This is a genomic window from Shewanella alkalitolerans, assembly GCF_019457575.1.
Lineage (GTDB): Bacteria > Pseudomonadota > Gammaproteobacteria > Enterobacterales > Shewanellaceae > Shewanella > Shewanella loihica.
This window is the reverse complement of sequence record NZ_CP080422.1, coordinates 1955749-1971105: the sequence shown is the minus strand read 5'-3', so window position 1 is coordinate 1971105 and position 15357 is coordinate 1955749. Positions and strand designations below refer to the sequence as shown.

The 15357-nt window shown below is 52.7% G+C and carries 14 protein-coding genes; 11 read left to right on the top strand and 3 right to left on the bottom strand.

Annotated features, from left to right (window positions below):
• The first annotated feature begins 6 nt into the window (after positions 1-6).
• The 10 genes from cybH (at position 7) to K0J45_RS08855 (ending at position 9260) form a co-directional block, all read left to right on the top strand.
• Entirely contained in the window at positions 7-678 is a 672-nt protein-coding gene (cybH, locus tag K0J45_RS08900; RefSeq protein ID WP_011865561.1) for a Ni/Fe-hydrogenase, b-type cytochrome subunit, read from the top strand.
• An 11-nt stretch (positions 679-689) separates the two neighbouring features.
• Positions 690-1253: a HyaD/HybD family hydrogenase maturation endopeptidase gene (locus K0J45_RS08895; protein WP_144198992.1), complete on the top strand. Its 564-nt coding sequence runs from the start codon at positions 690-692 to the stop codon at positions 1251-1253.
• A complete protein-coding gene (locus tag K0J45_RS08890) occupies positions 1234-3021 on the top strand; it encodes a NiFe hydrogenase (RefSeq protein ID WP_220045015.1) in 1788 nt (595 codons plus the stop codon). The genes K0J45_RS08895 and K0J45_RS08890 overlap by 20 nt, the downstream gene beginning before the upstream one ends.
• 1 nt (position 3022) lies before the next feature.
• The gene (gene hypF / locus K0J45_RS08885) at positions 3023-5392 is read left to right on the top strand and encodes a carbamoyltransferase HypF (protein WP_258406801.1); all 2370 of its coding nucleotides are present in this window, start codon (positions 3023-3025) and stop codon (positions 5390-5392) included.
• Positions 5393-5543: 151 nt separating this feature from the next.
• Positions 5544-6344 carry a hydrogenase nickel incorporation protein HypB gene (gene hypB / locus K0J45_RS08880; RefSeq protein WP_220045014.1) on the top strand — a complete coding sequence of 267 codons (801 nt, stop codon included), beginning with the start codon at positions 5544-5546 and terminating at the stop codon, positions 6342-6344.
• Between the two features lie 2 nt (positions 6345-6346).
• Positions 6347-6595, top strand: a complete 249-nt coding sequence (locus K0J45_RS08875; protein WP_220045013.1) for a HypC/HybG/HupF family hydrogenase formation chaperone — start codon at positions 6347-6349, stop codon at positions 6593-6595.
• On the top strand, positions 6592-7707 hold the full coding sequence (gene hypD / locus K0J45_RS08870; protein ID WP_011865555.1) for a hydrogenase formation protein HypD: 1116 nt from the start codon (positions 6592-6594) through the stop codon (positions 7705-7707). Before K0J45_RS08875 ends, hypD begins: the two co-directional genes overlap by 4 nt.
• A gap of 2 nt (positions 7708-7709) precedes the next feature.
• The gene (gene hypE, locus K0J45_RS08865; RefSeq protein ID WP_220045012.1) at positions 7710-8720 is read left to right on the top strand and encodes a hydrogenase expression/formation protein HypE; all 1011 of its coding nucleotides are present in this window, start codon (positions 7710-7712) and stop codon (positions 8718-8720) included.
• Positions 8720-9070, top strand: coding sequence for a hydrogenase/urease nickel incorporation protein HypA (gene hypA, locus K0J45_RS08860; RefSeq protein WP_160793163.1), 351 nt, complete (start codon positions 8720-8722; stop codon positions 9068-9070). Before hypE ends, hypA begins: the two co-directional genes overlap by 1 nt.
• Positions 9071-9095: 25 nt before the next feature.
• The gene (locus K0J45_RS08855) at positions 9096-9260 is read left to right on the top strand and encodes a hypothetical protein (RefSeq protein WP_181006099.1); all 165 of its coding nucleotides are present in this window, start codon (positions 9096-9098) and stop codon (positions 9258-9260) included.
• A 774-nt stretch (positions 9261-10034) separates the two neighbouring features.
• Here the strand turns inward: K0J45_RS08855 and K0J45_RS08850 are convergent.
• A complete protein-coding gene (locus K0J45_RS08850; RefSeq protein WP_220045011.1) occupies positions 10035-11141 on the bottom strand; it encodes an FRG domain-containing protein in 1107 nt (368 codons plus the stop codon).
• A 933-nt stretch (positions 11142-12074) separates the two neighbouring features.
• On the bottom strand, positions 12075-13691 hold the full coding sequence (locus K0J45_RS08845) for a hypothetical protein (protein ID WP_220045010.1): 1617 nt from the start codon (positions 13689-13691) through the stop codon (positions 12075-12077).
• A 672-nt stretch (positions 13692-14363) separates the two neighbouring features.
• Here K0J45_RS08845 and K0J45_RS08840 point away from each other — a divergent pair.
• Positions 14364-14600, top strand: a complete 237-nt coding sequence (locus K0J45_RS08840; RefSeq protein WP_220045009.1) for a hypothetical protein — start codon at positions 14364-14366, stop codon at positions 14598-14600.
• A 317-nt stretch (positions 14601-14917) separates the two neighbouring features.
• On the opposite strand, the gene K0J45_RS08835 is transcribed toward K0J45_RS08840, so the two are convergent.
• Positions 14918-15307, bottom strand: a complete 390-nt coding sequence (locus K0J45_RS08835) for a hypothetical protein (RefSeq protein ID WP_220045008.1) — start codon at positions 15305-15307, stop codon at positions 14918-14920.
• Between the last annotated feature and the right edge of the window lie 50 nt (positions 15308-15357).

The following is a 15357-nucleotide window of genomic DNA, read 5'->3' as shown; positions in this document are numbered from 1 at the left end:
CAACTCATGGCTACAACCAATGTACCCTATGAGAGAGCCTTTATATTCAGCGCCGCGATCAGGATTTTCCACTGGTTGCGAGCGCTCTCCATACTGGTTCTTGTCATAACAGGCTTCTATATTGCCTGGCCGTTTTTGGTGGCGCCGAGCAGCACGGATGTGTTGGTACAAGGGTGGATACGATTTGCCCACCTGATCTTCGGCTTCGTGCTGTGTGCCATCACGCTTGCCAGGGCCTACCTGTTCTTCTTCAGCAAGAGCGACATTGAGCGGCGCTCCTTTAAGGATGTCGCCAGCGTCAACAGCTGGATAGTGCAGCTTAAGTCCTATCTCTGGATGGGACACCTGGACAAGAAAGGTGTGTATGGTCCCTTGCAGTTTGTCACCTACTTTGCCGTGTCAGTGATCGCAGCGCTTATCTGCATCACAGGCCTGGCACTGTACGCCAACGTCTATCATCTCGGCCTTGGCGGCATGTTAGGCGACTTTGCGGCCTGGTTGACCGGCGCAATGGGTGGCTTGGCCCAGCTGAGGATCTGGCACCATTACTTTACTTGGGTGTTTATTATCTTTGTGGTGATCCACGTCTATATGGCGGTTTGGACCGGCATCAGATTTAAACATAATTCGGTAGATTCCATCGTCTCTGGCTATGACTACCATCCTAAGAAGCACTAAATAAGGGCGCCATGAAAATACTGTTACTCGGTATTGGTAATGTGCTGTACGCCGATGAAGGGATCGGCGTACATTTTGTCAATTACCTGCAAGAAAACTATCGCTTTAGCCATCCGTCGCATCAACTCGATGTGATGGATGGTGGCACCTTAGCCCAAGGGCTAATTCCCATTATCTGTAAATACGACTATCTTGTGGTGGTAGATACGGTCAACGCCCACGGCGTCGGACCAGGAGAGGTCTATTTTTTCGATTTCGACAAGGCTCCCAGCGAGATCGATTGGCAAGGAAGCGCACACGAGGTGGAGATGTTACAAACATTGACCATGATGGAGATGGTCGGAGACAGACCAAAAACTTTCGTACTTGGCTGCACGCCAACCGTACTCGAACCTATGACACTGGGGCTCACCCCGCGTGTCGCCGCCGCCGTTCCCCTGATGGAAACGACAATACTCACCCATTTCAAGTCCCTCGGATTCGAGATCGAACGGATCAACGACTTGGCTATTGAAACGCTCATTCCAGATTCTTATAAGCGCGGTGTAACCCTAGATGAAGACAATCAAATTTGAATTTACCTGCTCACGGCAGGTGCCGCTTTACGCGCATTTATGTAACCGATACCTAAATTATGGTGAACTAAATATCCATGTCGGTTACCAGGGCGGCGCCTATTTTATCGAGGCCGAGGGCAAACAGAGCGAGCTGGAAGGCCTGGCCGATGATATCGCCCAGGATTTTCTGATCTCCGTATGGCTCACCGATTCCCGCATCGCCCTGATCGACGCGCCGACCGGCAGCAAAGCCCCCTTGGCAACCCAGCCACTGGTGCAGGAGTTCTGTCAGCAGTGCGCGCCCCACTTTGGTGATAATCAGGCGCCAGAGTTTGGCCAGCTGGATCTTGCCTGCGACTGCTGCCACGGCGAGCGCCGCATCCATCAGGATTATCGCGGCTTGACCGCAGGCGACATTCAGGCCATGTATCAGCGCCTGATGACTCAGGGCGAACTAGAGCTGGCGGGCGGCATTCGGCTAAGCCTGAGCCCGGTTGACAACAGTCCCGATGAAAACAGTTCCAATAAATACAGTCAGCGCCCTCGCCTGCTTATCTGTAATCCCAACACCTTAAATGCCCAGTTCCACCTCAGCGATCCTCAGGTGTTGGCGCTGTCGAGCATAGAGAAGCCACTCATCTGCGTACGGCCCATCAAAGATCATCCAAAGCTCGCACAGCCGCTTTACGATCTCTGCTTCGCCTACAATCGTCTCTTGGTGATCCTGACCGAGCATCTGCGCCAGCACGGCACAGATTGGGTCTATCTCATCGATCCTGCCCAAGGCGAGGCGCTTGCCTATATCGATGGCCAATGGGCCGAGATCCACACGAATGCGCCAAGCTGCCTGCGCATCGACTCGCCCAAGCAGCCACTACATGACACTGTGCTGCTGGCGGGCAAGGACACCTATTACTACGCCAGTCACAGCGATAAACAAGGCGGCCACTATCTGCTGGAACAAGGCTGTGACGTCAAGAGCCGCCACGGCGCCATGACGCCTGCTATCTTGGGCGATGATGACCTGGCCCTTTGCGCCCTGCACAGCGTGAATCTCGAGCATGGCCTTGATAAGAACAGCGCCATCATCTACCTGAGCCGTGACCATGGCGGACAGATCTACACCTTAGATGGCAAGTGCGAGGCCGAGCGTTTCTTCGCCCTGCCTGAGCTGCCGGAAAACGGCTATGAGATCTACCATCAGCTGGAGCAGAGTCCCCAGCGCAAGGTGCTGGAGAAGTTCAAGCAGCGCTACCCCGAAGATTATCTCAGGCTGCTGGACCTTAAGCTCCCCAATGAGCGCCATAGTTTAAGCGCCCTGTGGGCGGTAGGCGCGGTGATCCTGGGTCTCGAGAGCCGCTCCTTGAGCGTTGGCGATCTCAACGACGCCCTGATGGCCGCTGCCATGGCCCATCGCGGCAGCAACTCGCCGCGCATCGACTACCCGCTCACCCGCGGCGAAGCCTATCGCAGCCTCAACTGGTGTAAGACACTGGGCAGCCTGATCAGCTTCCGTCTGGCCGACGACAGAGACAGCCAGAAACTGGCCTTTGGCATGCACGACTCCTTCGCCGACTACCTGGCGAACTGGATTGAGCATCTTGATCTCAACCTTGGAGTCAAATCGGTAGCCCTGGCCGGTAGCGAGTGGGTTAACCCCCTACTGTGTCAGCGGGTCGCCCTTAGGGTCGGCAAAAACTTCCCCCTCAAGCACAACCAGCTGCTGGAGATCGATGGCAACAACCATGCTATCGGCGCCCTGCTGCTCAAAAAACGCAGGCTGTAGCATGTCGAGCGGGTTACAAAGGTCCATGGCATCGACCAAGCGCGTACGACTAGCGGTAACGGGTATCGTCCAGGGGGTCGGTTTTCGCCCCTTCGTCTACCGCTGGGCCACAGAGCTTGGTCTGCTGGGCCTGACCTTCAACCACAGTAAAGGTGTGACGGTGGAGCTGCAGGGCAGTGATGCGGCGATTAACGCCTTTGTCGAGGCCCTGACCCAGACACCGCCGCCACTTGCCCGCATCGACAGCCTGAGCCAGACAGAACTGCCGCTTGAAGCGTGCGACAGCTTCGAGATAGTGCACAGCCAGGCCGACGCCAAGGCTGTGGTGGCGGTATCGAGCGACAAGAGCAGTTGCCAGGAGTGTCTCGATGAGATCATGGATCCCGGCAACCGTCACTACCAATATCCCTTTACCAACTGCACTAACTGCGGCCCCAGATATACCCTGATCCGCGCCCTGCCCTATGACAGGCCCAACACCGCCATGGCCGAATTTGCCATGTGTGATGCCTGCGCGGCGGCCTATCAGAATCCGCTGGACAGGCGCTACCACGCCCAGCCGGTGAGCTGCCCGGATTGTGGTCCACAGCTCAGCCTATTAGACGCGCAGCAAATACAACTGGCAGAGAAGAACGCCGCACTGGACCTGGCCGTCGAGCTGCTAGCAAAGGGCAAGACCTTGGCCATCAAGGGGCTCGGCGGATTTCATCTGGTGTGCGATGCCACCAATGATAAGGCGGTAATGCAGCTGAGATCCCGTAAGCAGCGCCCGGCCAAGCCCTTCGCCGTGATGTGCGCCTCGCTCAACATGGCCAAGGCACTGGCCAACGGCAGCGACGCCGAATGGCAATTGATGCAAAGCGCCGAGCGGCCCATCACCCTGCTGCAAAAGGCGCACAACAAAGATGAATCCAGTGGCGATGCGCTGAGCAGTTGCGTGCTAAGCCCCGCCGTGGCCCCCGGTATCGACAAACTAGGGCTGTTTCTGCCTTATACGCCCCTACACCAGCTGCTACTCACTAGGCTAAACCGTCCCTTGGTGGCCACCAGTGCCAACCGTAGCGGCGAGCCCATCATCACACATGCCGAGCAGATCTTCGAGCGCCTCGGTGAGGTGGTCGATGCCGTGCTGGATCATAACCGCGAGATCCTTAACGGCTGTGACGACAGCGTGGTGCAGATGGTGGATGACAAGCTGCAGGTGATCCGTCTGGCGCGGGGCTATGCGCCGCTGACCCTGGCGTTACCAGAGGAAGTCCCCCAAGAAACCTTGGCCGTTGGCGCCCAGCAAAAAAATAGTATCGCCTTTGGGTTTGACCACAACCTGGTGCTCAGCCCGCACATAGGCGATCTCTTCAGCCTGGAGGCAGAGCAATATTTTATCGACACCCTGGCGACTTTTAAGCGCCTGTATCAGTTCAGTCCCAAACACCTGGTGTGCGACAAGCATCCCGACTACGCCTCGACCATCTGGGCCCAGCAGCAAAAGGATGCGCGGGCCATCGCCTACACTCAGGTGCAGCACCACTACGCCCATATCCTCAGCGTCATGGCCGTCAATCAGAGAGTCGATAAAGTATTGGGCTTCAGCTTCGATGGCACGGGCCTCGGGGATGAGCGCCAGCTCTGGGGCGGCGAAGCCATGCTAGCCGATATCTCAGGTTTCCAGCGCGTCGCCCACCTGAGTCCTATGGCGCTGATCGGCGGCGAGCAGGCAATTAAGGATCCCCGCCGCATCATGCTGGCACTGCTGTTCGCGCGTTACTCGCCTGAAGAGATTAAGGCGCTGCCACTGGCATCGCTTGAGGGACTGCCAGCCAGCCTCATCGGCAACCTGCATACCCTTTGGCAGAAAGGCGTCGCGACCCAGATGACAAGCTCCATCGGCCGTCTGTTTGACGCCACCGCCTGCCTGCTCGGCCTGATGCAGACCACCCAATTTGAGGGACAGGCCGGCATGTTAATCGAGGCTAAGGCCAATGAGGTCAGCGAGACGCAGTTAGAAAGCGAGCTCGCGGCGACCGACCTGGCCTTCAGCCTAAGCGAGATAGACGGCGTATGGCAGTTGGGTTCTCTATGGGCACAAATGGTCGATGCCTTGCTCAAGTGGCAACATAAGCCTAATGCCACCAGCCTGATCGCGAGGGCCTTCATGAACGCCCTCGCCCAGGCAGTCACAGATTGTGCCATAAAGCACAAAGGCTTTGACGTGGCACTTTGCGGCGGTGTGTTTCAAAACCGCTATCTGCTCAGTGAGACACGTAAGCGCTTAACCATGGCTAAGATTAAGGTGCTCGATTCGCACCAGGTACCGGTTAACGATGGCGGCATTGCCCTGGGGCAACTCTGGTACGCCATACACAAGCATTAACTCGGCTTAAGCCGCGCCCTAAATCGCCCTGCGATAAGCGCTTGAGCCAATTTGATTAACAGGATTTTGCCTAAAACTGACCCGGGTCAATGAAGTCACCGGGCCCCTAGTGCAAAATGGCATTAACGCCTTAGATTTTTTGGAGTTCATTATGTGTAAAGACTGCGGCTGCTCTATCACTCGGGATCACCACCATAGCCATGATCACGACCATCACCACAGCCATGAGCATGATCATCATCATGAGCACAGCCACGGGCATCATCACGACCACGGCACCCTGCGTAGCAATCCCCAGCTCAACGACAAGAAGACACTGTCTGTCATCCATAAGATCCTCGACAAGAACGATCACGAAGCGGCCCACAACCGTGCCCACTTCGAGGCCCACAATATCACCGCCTTTAACCTGATGAGTAGCCCTGGCAGCGGCAAGACCACACTGCTCGAGCACCTCAAGGAGTACACAGATCTTAACTATGGCGTGGTCGAAGGCGATCTTGAGACCTCCCGCGACGCCGACCGCCTTACCGCCAAGGGCATTCCCGCCTTCCAGATCCAGACCGGCTCCGCCTGTCACCTTGACGCTTTCATGGTGCACGATGCCCTGCATCATGTGGATCTGGCGGCCCTGGATATCTGCTTCGTAGAGAACGTCGGTAACCTGGTCTGCCCCGCCTCCTACGATGTGGGCACCCACTTCAACATAGTGCTGGTGTCTGTACCCGAAGGCGATGACAAGATAGAGAAATACCCTGTGATGTTCCGCAAGGCAGATCTGGTGTTGATCACCAAGGCCGACCTGCTGCCCCACTTCGATTTCAGCGTCGAGGAAGCCAAGGCCCAGGTGAAACGCCTCAACCCGGATGCCGAAGTGATCACCACCTCCATCAAGGATGGCAACAGCATGCGCGCCGTGGTCGACTGGCTAAACGCCCACAGGAGCCAGTAACCATGTGCCTATCCATCCCCTCAAGAATTGTAGAACTCCACCCCGAGGAGCAGGCCGTAACGGTCGAGACCCTAGGGGTGAAGCGCAAGGTCAGCAGCCATCTGATGGAGGAGCCACTGGCCCTCGACGACTATGTGCTGATCCATATCGGCTTCGTGATGAACAAGATAGACAAGGCCGACGCCGAGCAGAGCCTGGCCCTGTATCAGGAGATCGTCGCCAAGATGAATGAGCAGGAGGCCCAGGCATGATAGAGCTAAAACAGCTGTATCAGGGCTTTAGAGATCCTGAAACCATACACAACCTGGCTAAGGAGATCGCCCTGCACGCCGCCAAGCATGAGGGCAACATCTACATCATGGAGGTGTGCGGCGGTCATACCCACACCATCATGAAATATGGCCTCAACCAGTTGCTGCCTGACAACATTGAATTTGTCCACGGTCCCGGCTGCCCCGTGTGTGTCATGCCGAAAGAGCGCATCGATCACGCCGCCATCTTGGCCTCTCAGCCCGATGTGATCCTGGTGACCCTGGGGGATATGATCCGCGTGCCCGGCTCCAAAGGCAGTCTGGCCGAATTCAGGGCCAAGGGCTGCGATATCCGCCCGCTCTACGATCCCATGGATGCCCTGACCATCGCCAAGGAGAACCCGGACAAACAGGTGATCTTCTTCGCCATAGGTTTCGAGACCTCGACCCCCATGACCGCAGTGCTTATCGAGCAGGCCGAGAAACAAGGAATTGATAACCTACTGTTTCATATCAACCATGTGCTGGTGCCACCTGCCATAGACGCCGTGATGGCCGATCCCCAGGCCAAGGTGAATGCCTTTATCGGCCCGGCTCACGTGAGCGTGATCGCCGGCGCCAAGCTCTACCGCCCCGCCGTGACCCAATACGGCACGCCCGTAGTGGTCTCCGGCTTCGAGCCTGTAGATGTGATGGAATCTATCCTGCGCATCGTCAAGCAGAAGGTCGAAGGGGTCGCCGAGCTGGACGTACAGTACAGCCGCGCCGTGAGCGAGGAAGGCAACGTCCACGCCCAGCAAAAGGTCAATCAGTACCTCACCGTCAGGCCGCATTTTCGCTGGCGCGGTCTGGGACCGCTGAATGAGTCGGCGCTGATGCTAAGGCCCGAATTTGCCCACCGCGACGCCGAGGTGATCTATCGCGACAAGCTGGATGTGGCCGATATCGACGATCACAAGGCCTGCCAGTGCGGCGACATCCTAAGAGGCATCGCCAAGCCGAAAGACTGTAAGGTCTTCGGTCGCGGCTGCACCCCAGAGACGCCCCTCGGCAGCTGCATGGTCAGCTCGGAAGGCGCCTGCAACGCCTATTACCGCTATAACGGAGTCTAATCATGGCCGACAACGAAAAAACCGTACAACTCAGTCACGGCGGTGGCGGCAAGGAGATGAACCGACTGATCAAGTCTATCTTCTTCAAGGCCTTCAACAACCCGATTTTGGCGAGTGAAGAAGACGCCGCCCTGCTCCACTTCGAGGGGCAGGCCGCCTTCACCACAGACTCCTTCACCGTGTCGCCGCTGTTTTTTGCCGGTGGCAACATAGGCAAACTTGCCATCGCGGGCACGGTCAACGATCTGGCCATGATGGGCGCCGAGCCCCAATACCTGAGCTGCAGCTTCATCATAGAAGAAGGCTTTGCCATCAAGGATCTGAAAACCATCGTCGATAGCATGGCCGAGGAGCTACACAAGAGCGGCACCCGCATCGTCTGCGGTGATACCAAAGTCGTGCCTAAAGGCTGCGCCGATGGCCTGTTTATCAACACCTCCGGGGTCGGCCGCGTGTTGAAGCCACAGATCTCGGTGAAAAATCTGCGTCCCGGCGATGCCATTATCGTCTCTGGCGATATCGGCCGTCACGGCGCCGCCATCTTGATGGCCCGCGAGGGACTCACCCTGGAATCTGAGCTGGTCAGCGACTGCGCCAACCTCTGGCCCGTGGTCGAACAGTTGATCGCCTGCAACATCGAAGTGCACGCCATGCGCGACGCCACCCGTGGCGGCCTGGCGGCGGTACTCAACGAATGGGCGGGCGCCTCCGATGTCGGCATCAATGTCGAGGAGAGCAAGATCCCCGTGTGTGACGAGGTTAAAGGCCTGTGTGAGCTCTATGGCTTCGAGCCCCATGATCTTGCCAACGAAGGCACCTTTATCCTGGCGGTACCGGGTGAGATCGCCGAAGGCGCACTGGAGATCATCCAGCGCTACGGCCACTGCCAGCAGGCGGCCATCATAGGCCATGTGGAAGAGACTCATCCGGGTAAAGTGGTGCTCAAGACCCCATGGGGCAGCAGCCGCTACCTCGATCTGCCCCAGGGTGAACTGCTGCCAAGGATCTGTTAATGCACGAGTATTCGATTGTCACCGCCCTGCTGGAACAGTGTGAACAGCACGCCATCGCCAATCAGGCGAGCAGGATCACTAAGGTGGTGATAAAGATCGGCGTCCTCAGCGGCGTCGAACCCGCCCTACTGGCGACCGCGTTTGAAACCTTCAAGCTGGAGGGGCGCGCCAGAGAGGCGGAACTGGAAATTCTACATCAGGAATTGGTGCTCGAGTGCCAGGCTTGCCAAAGCACTCATACCATTAAAGAACGAAGTGTCATTTGTCCTAGTTGTCACAGCTATGAGACCCGCATCATCGAAGGGGAAGAATTGCTGCTGATGCAACTAGAGCTAGAAACCGATGAATAAAACCAAACATATATGGAGTATTACAATGAAAAAAGCCTCACTACTACTCGCTAGCCTTCTTCCTGCGGCGGCTTGGGCACACCCAGGGCACAACGGCATAGGTCTGTTCCACCACCTCAACGACCTACTCCCCATCATCGCCCTGGTGATCATCGTCGCCGGCGTGATGCTGTGGAAGAAACGCTCTTAAACCAAGCGTTACCCTAAGCGTACAGACAGCGTTAGACTCACCAGAGTCTAGCGCTATCTTGCGCCGCCCGAACTAATCTCAATGATTAATTAGCTGCTTTAGATAAGTTCGCTTCGCCGTAACTAAGTGCCCTCAGTAAACCGCCAGCCTCCGCTATTGTGAACAATAAAACTCAACCATAGTTAAAGTCATTTTTAACAAGAATATGTAAACCGTCGAATAAAGGTATTGGCTTTTTGGCTTGTATCATTTGCCTGCGTAGGTTTTTCCTTCGCTGATGGCAGCGTTGGCCTCCATGGTTTTGAATTGCCTGCGGCAGGCTTATGTACAAACACATTTGTGACACGGTGAGTGAAGCCTAGCTTCGTGCATACGAACGAGAGGCATGGATGCCGAACTGGCCGTTAGACAAGGATGTTGTACGAGCACTTCCATGTGAGCTCTACCTCGACATCTGACTTCTAGGGAAGGAGGAAATGCCAAGAAATGCCGGGAACATTTTTGGCCTTGCCTCGGAAGGTCACAACTGTGTTTACACCAGTATCTATCGTCTCTTCGATTTGACATCATTGGACAGCGTAGCTTTAAAACAATCTTGGACAGGTTAGAGTTAAAGACTTAACTCTAACCTGTCAGTTTCGGTTAAAAATTTCTATGGGTTAACACCTACCATAAGGAGTGCCCCTTCGAACTAAAAAAACGTACCTAACTTCATAACAAAAACGCCGAATGTAAGGCATTACCTTGATGGTCTTTTTACATTTTGCTTTCTGATTACTCAAACATTTTTTCTTTTAACTCTTCACACGTTCCATCCAATCCTGGAAATAGAGAGCCGGCTGTTAATCCCATTAATGTTAATTCCTTTACGACTAAGTTTCGTTCAGACCATGGAATATCTATTGCTTTAAGAAACTTTTTCCCCGTCACTCCTTCCTGCAGTTTTATATAAGACTCAATGTCTGCAACATTAGTAATTGTTGTTGAAGCTTGTTGTGGAACCATCCTACTATTTTCAATAGCAAGCAAGTCAATGACAGATAGGTGGTTCTGCCCAGATAACATGTTATTATTTTGTATTAATGTTCTTTTCCACTCAACATGGTCAAAGATGAAAATTCGTACAAACTTATTAGTCTCACTAGCTTGCTGTTTTGAAATGCTTCTAAAAGCAAAAAAAGCGGCAACATATGGAGAATAAGTCCAATCAAGCAAAGGAGTCGGATAACCATGGTGCTGTGCTAAATTCAGAAAAGCTCCATTCTCTTGAGAATCATTTAAATTGAAAACATGTTTTGTTTTAGAACTCAAAGCTCTGTGCAATTGTGGAATATCATCTCGCTGATATTTGGTAATATCGTACCTTTCTCGTCTATGAAATCCTGTTTGTAGCTTCCAAGGTTGATTCTGACCACGATATAAAAAATCATCATCAATTTCGAGAACATGATTTTTATATTTTTGCCAGGTCATTGTAGTTGCATCTAAAGATGAAGGGGTGCTACATTTTGATACTTGCAGTTGACCTGTTATTTCTGTAGCCACATTAGTTTTGGCTTTAATTTCTAATCGATCTTTTACCAGTGTAAATGAGACATCTGCACTGTTAGGAAACTCAACACCTTGATATACGTTAACTAATGACTCCCAATTGGTTTCAATAAAAGAAAAAGGGTTCAATGGATTAATAAGAAGTGTTTTAAAATCGAATGAATTCTTACCGCTTTTACAAAATCTAAAGTGAGCAGCTAGAGATGGCTTTTGTTTGTCAGCATCGATAAAGTAGGCAACTCCTGAATATTCATCTTTTAATTCATCAATATTAATTGTTACTGATCCTGTATTTGTACCTTGAAAACGCCCTATCCACTGACCTTTCATATCACCTCTTATAATGTAACGCTTTGCTAAGGAGCTGGCCTTAGCTGGCGGACTAAACATGAGCAGCTGGTTATAGCGCATTGAAATAAATGGGGTCAGAGTTAACTTTTTTTGGGGGATTCGATTGAAGCATGTTGATTGCCTTTTTCATTCCCTGAATGGCGTAGTCGATCTTTGATTCGAGTTGGCCTAGCTCTGTCCTTAATTGGTGATACTTTAATCTATTTTATAGTTGGCATTCAACACGTATAGTCACATTTTAATGCGTTTCCTCCTTAAAAATAATGGCTTGTATCAGCGAGTAACAGATAAAGCTAAATCGAAGAGACGTTAGATACCGAGTGTAGATGCATCTGCGGACGTCGATGGCAGGGATGCCATCGTCGAGCCTCCAAGGATGGATTTACGGCGTGTAGCAGATGTATCTGCACATAAGCCCACCGCAGGTGATAGACTGCAATGGAGGTGCGACCTTCAAATCTCCTATAAATACAAATGTGGCCATATGTTCCTTCCCAATGGGCACCCAATGATGCCAAATCGAAGAGACGTTAAATACCGAGTGTAGATGCATCTGCGGACGTCGATGGCTGGGCCAAAAGTGTTCCCTACATTTATTGGCATTTCCTACATCCATGTAGGTCAGATGCCATCGTCGAGCCTACAAGGAAGTATTCACGGCGTGTAGCAGATGTATCTGCACATAAGCCCACCGCAGGTGATAGATTGCAATGAAGGTGCGACCTTCAAATCTCCTATAGTGCGCATCCGAGCAATTTACCTATTAAAGCGACGGGCTTGTTCAGCAGCCAAATAAAGTGTCGGCTAAGCGACACTTTATTTGTTAGTTGCTCTTCAACAAAAGACGCAAATGACTTTAGTCGACTTGCTAGTCTTGATGTCTTTTCAAGCCAAGTACGTATCAGGCACCTTCTATGAGGGATCGGTGTTGAAGATGAAAAGCACTTCACCGTTTCCGGCGTTTCCTGCATAGGAAGTCGGGGCCTTGCTGTCCGTCCTAGTTGAAGGCATCGCGTAACTACCGCCACCGCCCCCGCCATAGCATCGGTAATCGTCCCCACCAGAAGCGTCCGTGCCATATACGGTACCACTGCCACCGCCACCATAGCCGCCGCCACCGCCGCCACCGCCGCAGGTGGCCGGGTTACCGCCCTCGCCACCTTTGCCGGCATTAACCGCCAGATTGGGACCACCGTTTATCCAGCCCTTTGATCCTTCGGAACCCGAACCTCCCGACGCTCCGCCGAACCCCTGATACCCACCATTATGGCCATCGCCCCCGCAGGCCACGCCTTCCGTGCAATCGGTTCCGCCCCCGCCCATGCCGTTGGTATTGGTGAACCAAGACCCATCTAAAGAAGGCAGGCCATCGTAAAACGCGTTTGCGCCTACGCCGGTTGCCGATTTGCCAACCTGGCTTGAATAAGCGAAGCCGCCGTTGCCACCGCCGCCACCTTGCATAGAACCGCTGTAGAAGGCGCTGCCCTCGCCACCACCACCACCGCCGCCGGCGATCAGAACTATCTCGTTGTGCGGCAGGGAGCCGTCCGGCTCAAAGCTCGCCACGATCGTGGCAGCGCCTCCGGCCCCTCCGCTGCTATCATGACTTCCCGCTTGCCCCAAGTAGTAGTAGAAAATCGCGTTGCCGAAAATATTTCCATACTCGGTGCCTGTGGTTACCATCTGGGCAAAGCCTCCTTTGCCGCCTTCTCCCGACCCACCGCCTACGGAATTGTTAGTGCCGTTACCTCCTCCGGCGCCGATTGCCTGTATCCATAAGGTTGTATTCTCGTCTATGGCGCTGTTGAGGGGACTTGCCTGGGTTGCAATGTTGGTCCAGAAAACCGCTTGATTACAGCTGGTATTTAGGCTGCAAACCACCTGGTCTGAATTGCCGGGGGCAAGAGAACAGGTTGCATCGCAGTCCTCGATAGCGTACGAAACCGCTCCACCCAGTTCGAAATTTGTCACTGCGGTGTGCATCTGGCCCACATCGTCCATGACGGTGAGCGTCGCCTGGTAGTTCCCCGAAACGTCTTTGACACCATTGGTTGAGGCGGTATCGGCGTAGGGGTGGACTTTCAGCGGCCCCCGGTTAGGCCCACCCTCAATGGTAACCGGCCCATAGACGGTTTCGCCCGTATCCAGGTTTTTTACCGTGTAAGTATGAGCAACCAGCTTTCTCTCACCGCCTGCAACAGAAAAACTACCATCGAGTTCCATTCGCCCGGGCACGTTAGACGATTCCATTGCCGTCAGTCGCGCAGTCGGACCGTTTTCACTACCGTCACAGCCCTGCAGTGCGCCCATTGAGCAGGCCAGCACTATGAACGCCGGTTTCGATGAATGGGCGAAATTCGTCAACCCTGTGTACAGACGATGGATCCGGCTTAAAAAAGCTGGTGATAAAGACATTCGGTTTCCCCTTGATCTTCCTTTTCCTGGGCGTTGTAACGATTCAGCATCGGCAAGGAAGGATTGATTTGACCATTTCCACAAATGGCCTTTTTTTGCCAAAAAATGAGTCAATCCAAGTTCCTTTTGTGCGACTAACTAAAAAGCCCCAGTGTAAGTCAATAATTTGATTGAAAATAAATGTGCGAAATACAGAGTTTTCCTTGGATTTCATCAAGGATGACCGCGTAACCTTGGTGCACAGGCAAACTGAATACCACGAATTCACCGCCAATGAAAACAAAATTGCAACATATGTACACTTCTGCTCTTTCGCATTCCTATGTTCACATCCCTCTGTTCAGGACATTAGTGCTTCCATGTACTGCAACAGACGGCCAGGCGATTGATTACCATGAAGATACGGCCTTCAACTCCACCATGTAGACACGAATGCAGGCATACGCTGGACTGACAATTAACAAAATGAGCGCCGAAATCGCTCACTAATCAATCACCAACAAACCCCAACTCAAGCCCCACCTCAACCCCCAAACCGCTAGTCAAAAACAATGCCAACTCCCCCGCTTCCCATTCAAACAGAGTCAAAAAATAGATCCTTTGCTAATAAAATGACAGCGTCATTTTTACATATATAAGGAAGCGCTTAATAAATTTTAAACGATTTAATACAATCAGTTACACCACAGAGTGATACACTGAAAAGCGGCAAAACATTGACAGTTTATTTCCTAAAAAAAGCGGCGTATAGTGCGTTTCTAATTTAGTGACACTAGGGTGAAAATCATGTTCCGCTTTACAATTTATTCCATCGTGGCCTATGCTTTCTGGCTGACCTTTGTCGACGTATCCAACTATTTGGGTGCGGAGGAAGAAGATGGCTGGCTGTCGACCATCAAGAGCGAGTGGGCCAGCTTTAAAAATGATGAGCCGCCACTGAACGCTAACTATCTCAGCAGCCAGGCTTCTGATTGTCAGGCGAGCAACTCTTGTTATGAGCCGAGTGAGCCTCTGGGCGAATAAACTCAAGTTAAGAATTTAAAGCGACAAACCTAAGGTGAACAACCTCAGCCTAACACGCGCTAAGTTTGCACCTTGCCATTACATCTTGGGACGACACTTTCACCCCGCGGCGCATGCCAGAGTCACCCCAAGATGTCTGCTTTTGGATTAAAAGCCAGATTCCCAGATTCATAGCCAGATTTAAAGCCCAGTTCATAACTTCAGCCACGCACAGTTCTAAACCCTAGTTCTAAACTTTAGTTCTAAATCTAAGTTTTAAACCTTAGCTCTAAACTATAGTTTTGAATCTTAGCTCTCTCCCAGATGTAGTCTCAGGATCAACCCAGAAAAATCCCCGCCAGGGTAAAGGCGCTTACCAGGGCGAAGAAGACCCACTGAAACAGGGAGCGAAATGCGCCCTTCATCTCCGCAAAATATCCTATGTAGATCTGCCAGACCGCGAACAGCACGAAGTTCAGCGCGATAAACAGCAGCAGGCCATAGCTTTGCATGTTTGAGACCATGGAGAAGGAACAGGCCAACAGCACCAGCGCCGAGAGCACCAGAAACACCGAGATATAGTGAAACACGCAGTGCATAACAGATTTGGCGATAGGGTCGAAATCCGCCTCAAGCATAGGGGTTAAGAAACGTTTTTTCCCCAGGGTAAAATGGCCGATGCAGGTCAAGATGGCGATGATGCCGGCGATGAGAAAATAGATGTTCATCGAGTCTCCATGAAAACGGGCGAGTAAAGATCACTCCTACCTAGACCAGT

Bases quoted from the DNA above. Each gene is read 5' to 3' on its own strand.
- K0J45_RS08840 (WP_220045009.1), top strand. From the start codon at position 14,364: ATGTTCCGCTTTACAATTTATTCCATCGTGGCCTATGCTTTCTGGCTG.
- hypF (WP_258406801.1), top strand. From the start codon at position 3,023: ATGTCGAGCGGGTTACAAAGGTCCATGGCATCGACCAAGCGCGTACGA.
- K0J45_RS08850 (WP_220045011.1), bottom strand. From the start codon at position 11,141: ATGAAAGGTCAGTGGATAGGGCGTTTTCAAGGTACAAATACAGGATCA.
- K0J45_RS08855 (WP_181006099.1), top strand. From the start codon at position 9,096: ATGAAAAAAGCCTCACTACTACTCGCTAGCCTTCTTCCTGCGGCGGCT.
- hypE (WP_220045012.1), top strand. From the start codon at position 7,710: ATGGCCGACAACGAAAAAACCGTACAACTCAGTCACGGCGGTGGCGGC.
- cybH (WP_011865561.1), top strand. From the start codon at position 7: ATGGCTACAACCAATGTACCCTATGAGAGAGCCTTTATATTCAGCGCC.
- K0J45_RS08895 (WP_144198992.1), top strand. From the start codon at position 690: ATGAAAATACTGTTACTCGGTATTGGTAATGTGCTGTACGCCGATGAA.
- K0J45_RS08875 (WP_220045013.1), top strand. From the start codon at position 6,347: ATGTGCCTATCCATCCCCTCAAGAATTGTAGAACTCCACCCCGAGGAG.
- hypB (WP_220045014.1), top strand. From the start codon at position 5,544: ATGTGTAAAGACTGCGGCTGCTCTATCACTCGGGATCACCACCATAGC.
- K0J45_RS08890 (WP_220045015.1), top strand. From the start codon at position 1,234: ATGAAGACAATCAAATTTGAATTTACCTGCTCACGGCAGGTGCCGCTT.
- K0J45_RS08835 (WP_220045008.1), bottom strand. From the start codon at position 15,307: ATGAACATCTATTTTCTCATCGCCGGCATCATCGCCATCTTGACCTGC.
- hypD (WP_011865555.1), top strand. From the start codon at position 6,592: ATGATAGAGCTAAAACAGCTGTATCAGGGCTTTAGAGATCCTGAAACC.
- hypA (WP_160793163.1), top strand. From the start codon at position 8,720: ATGCACGAGTATTCGATTGTCACCGCCCTGCTGGAACAGTGTGAACAG.